Source organism: Coleofasciculus sp. A1-SPW-01 (genome assembly GCF_040217205.1).
GTDB lineage: Bacteria > Cyanobacteriota > Cyanobacteriia > Cyanobacteriales > Coleofasciculaceae > Coleofasciculus > Coleofasciculus chthonoplastes_A.
In genome coordinates this window covers 1-6,974 of the sequence record NZ_JAVJNP010000002.1, presented here as the reverse complement: position 1 = coordinate 6,974, position 6,974 = coordinate 1, and the positions used below count along the sequence as shown (strand labels likewise).

Below are 6,974 nucleotides of genomic sequence, written 5' to 3'. Positions count from 1 at the left end.
CTTGCCGTAGTGCGAGCATCTTGCTCGCTACATCAAGCATCTTGCTCGCTACATCAAGCATCTTGCTCGCTACATCAAGCATCTTACTCGCTACTAATACCCAATTTAAATGCATGACAGCTTATTTTGGGGAGAGCGACAAGATCAGGCTAGCATGGTGTTATTGTTTCACTTGCGATAGATTTTAACGCACTGCACACCGACTGCTGCGTGACTTTAGCTTTTTTTATCATTTCGTCGCGGATAAACCTTACTTTTGATCGGGATCTGGAAAACCTCTCTCCTTACAGGAGAGAGGTTTTGAATTCTCCCGGGCTGGGGGGTTAGGTTGAATGTCACACTTCTCAAGTCTGGCGTTGCACAGCCCACCCTACAACTCAAACCTTTACAAAGGACGAATGACGATCTCCACCCCTCATTCTTTATATTTGTTAATTTTCCTTGGATGTACAAAAAACCCTAACGCTAGTATAAGGGGTCAACTACTCCTGAAACGCCAAAATTCAACAGTAGCATTAATTATAGATGCCCCTCATTGGTCAAGAACGTACTCATGGTTATGAATACAACGCTTCGCTCTCATAAACCCCTTGGTGGACTATACACCAAAACGGGGGAACATGCTTTGGTTTTCCCATTAAAGCATACGCAAGTGCTGGCTAAGGTGGCGGGTAATTTATCCCGCGTCGAGGTGACGCAAACCTTTGAAAATCCCTTCCGGGAACCCTTAGAAGCTATCTATATCTTCCCTTTGCCAGATGCGGCGGTGGTGGATGAGATGGAAATTAAACTGGGCGATCGCATAATTAAAGGGGGGATTAAAAAACGGGAAGAGGCGCAGCTAATTTACGAACAAGCCCGCCAAGAAGGACGAACGGCTGGATTATTAGAACAAGAACGGGATAATATTTTTACTCAATCTTTAGCCAATATTAAACCAGGAGAACGAATTGATGTTACGATTCGCTATACTGATACGCTGAAATTTAGTGGCGGTGAATGCGAATTTGTTTTCCCGATGGTGGTAGGACCCCGATTTTGTCCAGGGATTCCCATTGACGAAACTGGGGATAGCGATCGCGTGGCGGATGCGTCACGGATTATGCCTACGATTATCCCACCCAGTACCCGATCTGGACATGATATTCAAATCACGGTGGAAATTGACGCTGGGGTTCCCATTTCCAACATTAATTCCCCCTCGCACCAGATCAAAGTGGAACATGAGGAAACAGGGGTGCGCGTACTCCTAGGGGAAGGGGACACCATTCCCAACAAAGACCTGATTTTACGCTATCAAGTAGCAGGCGATCGCACTCAGGCGACGGTACTGACGCAATCGGATACACGCGGCGGTCATTTCGCCCTTTATTTGATTCCGGCTGTGGATTATTCCGATCATGAAATTGTCCCCAAAGATGTCGTTTTTCTCATCGATACTTCAGGATCTCAAAAAGGTGATCCGTTCCGTAAATCTCAGGAACTGATGCGCCGATTTATCCAGGGTTTGAATCCGCAGGATACGTTTACGATTCTTGATTTTTCTGATATCACGACCCAATTGTCTGCCAAACCCTTAGCCAATACACCCCAAAATCGGATTAAAGCCCTCACGTATATCAATCAATTAAAGGCAAATGGCGGCACTTATTTACTCAATGGAATTCGCGCTGTCTTAAATTTCCCCGCTGCACCCGAAGGACGTTTACGCAGTATTGTATTAATTACGGATGGTTATATTGGTAATGAATCAGAAATTTTGGCAGAGGTCAAACAGTATCTCAAATCCGGAAATCGTTTATATAGTTTTGGCGTTGGCAGTTCGCCCAATCGGTTTCTCTTAAATCGGATGGCTGAATTAGGGCGAGGAACCTCACGAATTGTACGTCAGGATGAGTCAACTCAGGAAGTCACTGAAAAATTCTTGCGCCACATCAATAATCCCGTTCTTACGAATATAAATGTTGAGTGGCAAGGGCTGGGAGAAGCGATGATTTATCCGACAACTCCCCCCGATTTGTTTACCCAACAACCCTTAGTTTTATTTGGGCGCATTTCTCCGATTTATCCGGAACAGATGGGTATTCTGAAAATTACCGGAACCGTTACCGGGGGTAAGCGTTATGAACAGGAATTTCACCTGAGATTGGATTCAGAGGGTAATTGTGCGATCGCGCAGTTGTGGGGGCGGGCGCGAATCAAAGATTTGATGAATCAAATGTGGCACTGTGAGAAGAAGGCACAGGTTGAGGCAATCATCGAAACGGCTTTAACCTATCAGATTTTAGCCCCCTATACAGCGTTTGTTGCCGTCAGTGAACAAATCCGAACTGATCCGCAAGGGAAAGGAATTTGTGTTTCTGTCCCCGTGGAGGTGCCAGAAGGGGTATCGTATGAAGGAATATTCGATCAATCTCCCATGCGTTTCCTCGGACTCAAATTCAGGCGATCGCGAGGCAATTCTGGTTTGCCACCCTCACTCACGACTAATGGGGCGTCTCCTCCGGTTGTAGGCGATTCCATCCAGCAGCCACTCCTGAACTGTACTGATGTGGATATCACTCCTACCGCATCTCCCCCGGTTCTGGATGAAACCATTACCAACCTGCAAGTTCTCAGCGTTACCGGATTAGAAAAGTCAAGTGCGACTCTACTCACGCAACACCTGCAACAGGTGATTTTACCATCGGGATACTGTGGCGAACTTGTCTTTGAGTTTCCGGTGCGTAAGGGGCGTGTGGTGCGGGTATTATGGGATGAGGATGCCTCTAGCCTCAATGAAGCCGTTGTGATTGATGTAATTAAGCGATCGCTTTTAAGTTGGCGAGTACCCCAATGGTTAATGGATACGGTGCGTTTAACCTTACGGATTCAAACGGACAGTTAACCCTGTAGAGACGTAGCATGCTACGTCTCTACATAAAATGGGGATGGAATTGAAAATTAAATTTGCTCTTGTACCCAAGCGCGAAACGCCTTCATTGTTTTATTTCTACCCAAAGTCCGACATTGGTTGAGATACTGAGGAATCGCGTCAATGAGTGGAAAGTTAGGAAAGTTGGGGCTAATTTCCGACTGAATATACTTTCCCTCTCGCAGCACGTTAATTTGTAAATGTCCTTTTTCAAATCGCCACAGTTCAGGTACACCTAAGGCTTCATAGATACTCGGATGCGTGCGAGAGGTGACATCAATTTCTAACGCTAAATCGGGAGGTGGATCTATCGTTAAATCAAGGCGGTCTTTACCTCGAACGATTGCTTCATTTTGAATATAGAAACAGTTATCCGGTTCTATCCCTTTAATCATTGCCTCATTTTTGAATGTAGTGGAACCCAAGGTGCAAAATTCAATATCTAATTCTTCAAGAAGTGCTTTGAGTAAATCACTAACGAGTTCTTTCCGACTTTCATGTTCAGGTAAAGGTGTCATGATTTCCAAGGTTCCATTATCATACGCCACTCTAGCGGCACGATGTTCGCCTAAATCCGCTAAAATTGTCTCAAATTCCTGCCAGCTTATATTGGAGAGCAACACTCGTTGTCCTGGTGGTACGGTAATTCGATTCAGTTCTAATAACATGGTTTAACTCCATTGAATATTAAATTTTATCTCGTCTTGAATAGTCTAGATTTTACACGGTGTACATCAGCCGCAACTCCTTACCAATGACATAAGACGAATGACCAATGACATAAGACGAATGACGATTCTCGCTCATCCTGCTTAAATAGAAAAGAGTTATCCCCATCAACATAATGGCTGTTCATCAAGATTACATTCAACTTGCCACCGACAAGAATGGCGACATGCATGACTTAACCGATAAAGTCAATGCCATTGTCGAAAACTCTGGTATCCAAACCGGAATGGTTCATGTCTTTAATATTGGCAGTACCGCCTCCATTGGCACAATCGAGTTTGAACCAGGATTGGAACGGGATTTACCGGAACTATTAAATAAACTGATTCCACCCAGTCGAGATTACGGACATGAGCAAACTTGGCATGATGGTAACGGACATTCTCATCTTCAAGCCACTTGGCTAGGACCCTCTCTCACTGTACCCCTTAAAAATGGCAGGTTAGAATTAGGCACTTGGCAGCAAATCTTTCACCTAGAATGTGATGTGAAACCCCGTCGCCGCAAAATTGTGGTGACGATTTATGGCGAATAGTTTCATTCAGCAACAGAAATGATTCACATCTGAGTAATTCACTAAACATAAATGCTTTCTGTCTTTTGCTATAGATCTAGTATGGAGGTATGGAGGCATCGAACTCAAGTTTCCATCGTCTGTTGTTTCATTGTCCTGTGATTATGACACCAAGTTTTCCAGGGATGAACCCTTATTTGGAAAATCCAGCTTTGTGGTCAGAGGTTCACTCCTGGCTGATTTTTCAATTGGCACGTTATCTCAATCCCTCATTAGTACCCAAATATCGAGCAGCAATTGAGAAACGGGTTTACTTGGATGCTTTACTCGTGGGTATTCCCGATGTAACGGTTTTCCCAAAGACTCCTGAAACAGCACCCAACGTAGCTGTAACAGCAACTGAGGTTGTAACTAAACCCATTCGGGTGACGATACCCTTAACTGAAGAAATCACTGAACGGTATTTGGAAATTCGGGAAGTCAAGACAGGACGGGTGGTAACGGTTGTAGAAATCCTCTCACCTAAAAATAAACGAGGTGGTGAAGGGAGAGAGAAGTATTTGCAGAAGCGACAAAAGGTTTTAAATAGTGCCACTCACTTGGTTGAAATTGATCTGTTGAGGACGGGAAAATTTATGCCAATGGCAGAGGCAGTTCCATCAGATTACCGCATTTTGGTCAGTCGAACGAATCTCCGTCCCGAAGCTGAACTTTACCCGTTTAATCTGCGTGAATCCATTCCCCAATTTTTGCTTCCATTGCAGCCACCAGACCCAGAACCTGTTGTCAATTTAGCTGAGGTCTTGAAACAAGTGTACCAGGAAGCTGCTTTAGACCTAGCGATTGATTATTTACAGCAGACTGTTCCACCTCTGAGGGAGAGGGATTTTCAGTGGGTGCAGTCGTTGATAAGCTAAGTGGACAGAATAAAGGCTAACAGGAGGAGATTGTCTTCATTTGTCCTTTGTCTCTGGTAAGGGTTTGAGGACTATTTACATACATAAGCGTGAGTGTATTGTTTTCTTTTATCCGACTACTTAGAATTTGTGATTCTGTTGGGTTGAGCGAAGTCGAAACCCAACCTATTGGCGTAGTTCCCCCGCCTTTAGTCTCGTGATGAAGCAGCTTTTGACTCTGCCTCTTCTAACTCGATAGTCAAATCAATCAGATGTCTTGCATAACGAATGGAATCTGTCAACCCTCGCTCGGTGACTGGATAGCTATAGCGAGCAAAATTTTCATTCGGGTGTTGCCACCGTAACCACAACCGTCTGTCAATCATCTTCGTGCTAATTAACCAATCTCGGTAGCGGATTGGTTTGATGGGCAAGCCGGTGTTGGGATTGTCTGAAGTCACTGGCTTTCTTAGGAGTATTGAATTTAATTTACGATTTCAGAGAGCATAAAGAAACTTGGTTAGACGGGTTGGAGTCGCTGTTGATTCATGAACGCTAATAATCCGTGAAATAATTTGATGCCATCAACACTGCCCAACAAAGGGTCAGATGCCCGTTCGGGATGAGGCATCATGCCCAATATTTTACCCGTGCGATCGCATATTCCGGCAATGTTGTTCACGGAACCGTTCGGATTGCTGGTTTCGTCGATTTCACCACTGGAATTGGCGTAACGAAAGACAATCTGATTTCCATCTTCGAGGGCTTTCAGGGTGTCTGTATGGGCGTAGTAGCGTCCTTCACCGTGAGCAACGGGCAGTGTGATCATCTCTCCCGTGGCGTAAGCTGAAGTCCAAGGAATGTCAGTGCGTTCTATTTTCAAGGGAACGCGATCGCAAATAAAATGGAGATCTCGATTCCGGACTAATGCCCCCGGTAATAACCCGGTTTCGGTTAAGACTTGAAAGCCGTTACAGATACCCAGGACAAATTTACCCTGTTTGGCGTGGGCAATCACATGGGACATAATCGGCGAAAACTGAGCGATCGCGCCGCAGCGCAGGTAGTCGCCATAACTAAAGCCACCGGGTAATACAACCACATCCAGATCAGAAATATCCGTTTCTTCATGCCAAACCATCCGAGTCGGACAGTTGAGCAAATCCTGGGTGACATAAGCAACATCGCGATCGCAGTTTGAGCCAGGAAAAACCACAATACCAAATTTCATGTTGATACCCCTAACTGTACCTGTACTTCATCCAAATCAAATCGATAATTTTCAATCACCGGATTCGCCAAAAGTTGGTCACAGATGCGATCCAGTTGCTCACTGGCTTGGTTTTCATCCGCCGCCGTCAGCATTAACTCAATATACTTGCCGATGCGTACCTGCTTAACATTCGCGATGCCGAGTTGCCCAATCCCGGACTCGACTGCCACGCCAGCCGGATCTAATACAGAAGGTCGCAGTGTAACATAAATTCGAGCCTTATACTGACGATTCACAAGCACCCCCTAGTGGTTTGAGATTACCTTAATGTGACATCCTCCCACACCAAATCAAAGATTATGGTGTGGGTTTCCAACATCGCTGTTAGACATTGCTGCCCTACGCCACTTATCTAGGTCCTATGCCCCCGACAGCCCGACTTGACAGCCAATTTCTTTCCCCCAGAGTCCCTGGGTACTCAGTTGATCATAGCCTCGGTTACAGATTTCTTGTTAGGTTTAAATTTTGAATTACTAATCCCCAATAGTCCATATCCTTTTTCCTCGATTAACCGCTTCTAAAAACCTAGACAAACCTACCCATCAGTAATTCTGCCTTGGTATAAGTCCACGGTGTAACTTTTGGTCGATAACCGTTAACGCTTACGCTTGGCTGATACCCGGCATTGTCGCTCGATATCAGCCTTAA

7 protein-coding genes are annotated in these 6,974 nt (G+C 45.1%); 3 read left to right on the top strand and 4 right to left on the bottom strand.

Annotated elements, in window-relative coordinates:
• The first annotated feature begins 559 nt into the window (after nucleotides 1-559).
• The gene (locus tag RH949_RS00155; RefSeq protein ID WP_446351552.1) at nucleotides 560-2,887 is read left to right on the top strand and encodes a VIT domain-containing protein; all 2,328 of its coding nucleotides are present in this window, start codon (nucleotides 560-562) and stop codon (nucleotides 2,885-2,887) included.
• Between the two features lie 56 nt (nucleotides 2,888-2,943).
• On the opposite strand, the gene RH949_RS00150 is transcribed toward RH949_RS00155, so the two are convergent.
• Complete coding sequence (locus RH949_RS00150; protein WP_446351551.1) at nucleotides 2,944-3,582, bottom strand: Uma2 family endonuclease; 639 nt, start codon at nucleotides 3,580-3,582, stop codon at nucleotides 2,944-2,946.
• A gap of 176 nt (nucleotides 3,583-3,758) precedes the next feature.
• Here RH949_RS00150 and RH949_RS00145 point away from each other — a divergent pair, with 176 nt between their 5' ends.
• Nucleotides 3,759-4,178 (top strand): secondary thiamine-phosphate synthase enzyme YjbQ, encoded by a 420-nt coding sequence (locus RH949_RS00145; protein WP_044210180.1) that lies wholly within the window; start codon nucleotides 3,759-3,761, stop codon nucleotides 4,176-4,178.
• A gap of 143 nt (nucleotides 4,179-4,321) precedes the next feature.
• A complete protein-coding gene (locus tag RH949_RS00140; RefSeq protein ID WP_006104715.1) occupies nucleotides 4,322-5,074 on the top strand; it encodes a DUF4058 family protein in 753 nt (250 codons plus the stop codon).
• A gap of 188 nt (nucleotides 5,075-5,262) precedes the next feature.
• On the opposite strand, the gene RH949_RS00135 is transcribed toward RH949_RS00140, so the two are convergent.
• From RH949_RS00135 to purS, 3 genes are read right to left on the bottom strand one after another with little or no spacing between them, the layout of a single operon-like run.
• Nucleotides 5,263-5,514: a hypothetical protein gene (locus RH949_RS00135; RefSeq protein WP_006104783.1), complete on the bottom strand. Its 252-nt coding sequence runs from the start codon at nucleotides 5,512-5,514 to the stop codon at nucleotides 5,263-5,265.
• 59 nt (nucleotides 5,515-5,573) lie between these two features.
• Entirely contained in the window at nucleotides 5,574-6,284 is a 711-nt protein-coding gene (gene purQ / locus RH949_RS00130) for a phosphoribosylformylglycinamidine synthase subunit PurQ (RefSeq protein ID WP_006104744.1), read from the bottom strand.
• Nucleotides 6,281-6,562: a phosphoribosylformylglycinamidine synthase subunit PurS gene (purS, locus tag RH949_RS00125; protein WP_446351550.1), complete on the bottom strand. Its 282-nt coding sequence runs from the start codon at nucleotides 6,560-6,562 to the stop codon at nucleotides 6,281-6,283. Before purS ends, purQ begins: the two co-directional genes overlap by 4 nt.
• Nucleotides 6,563-6,974: the final 412 nt, after the last annotated feature.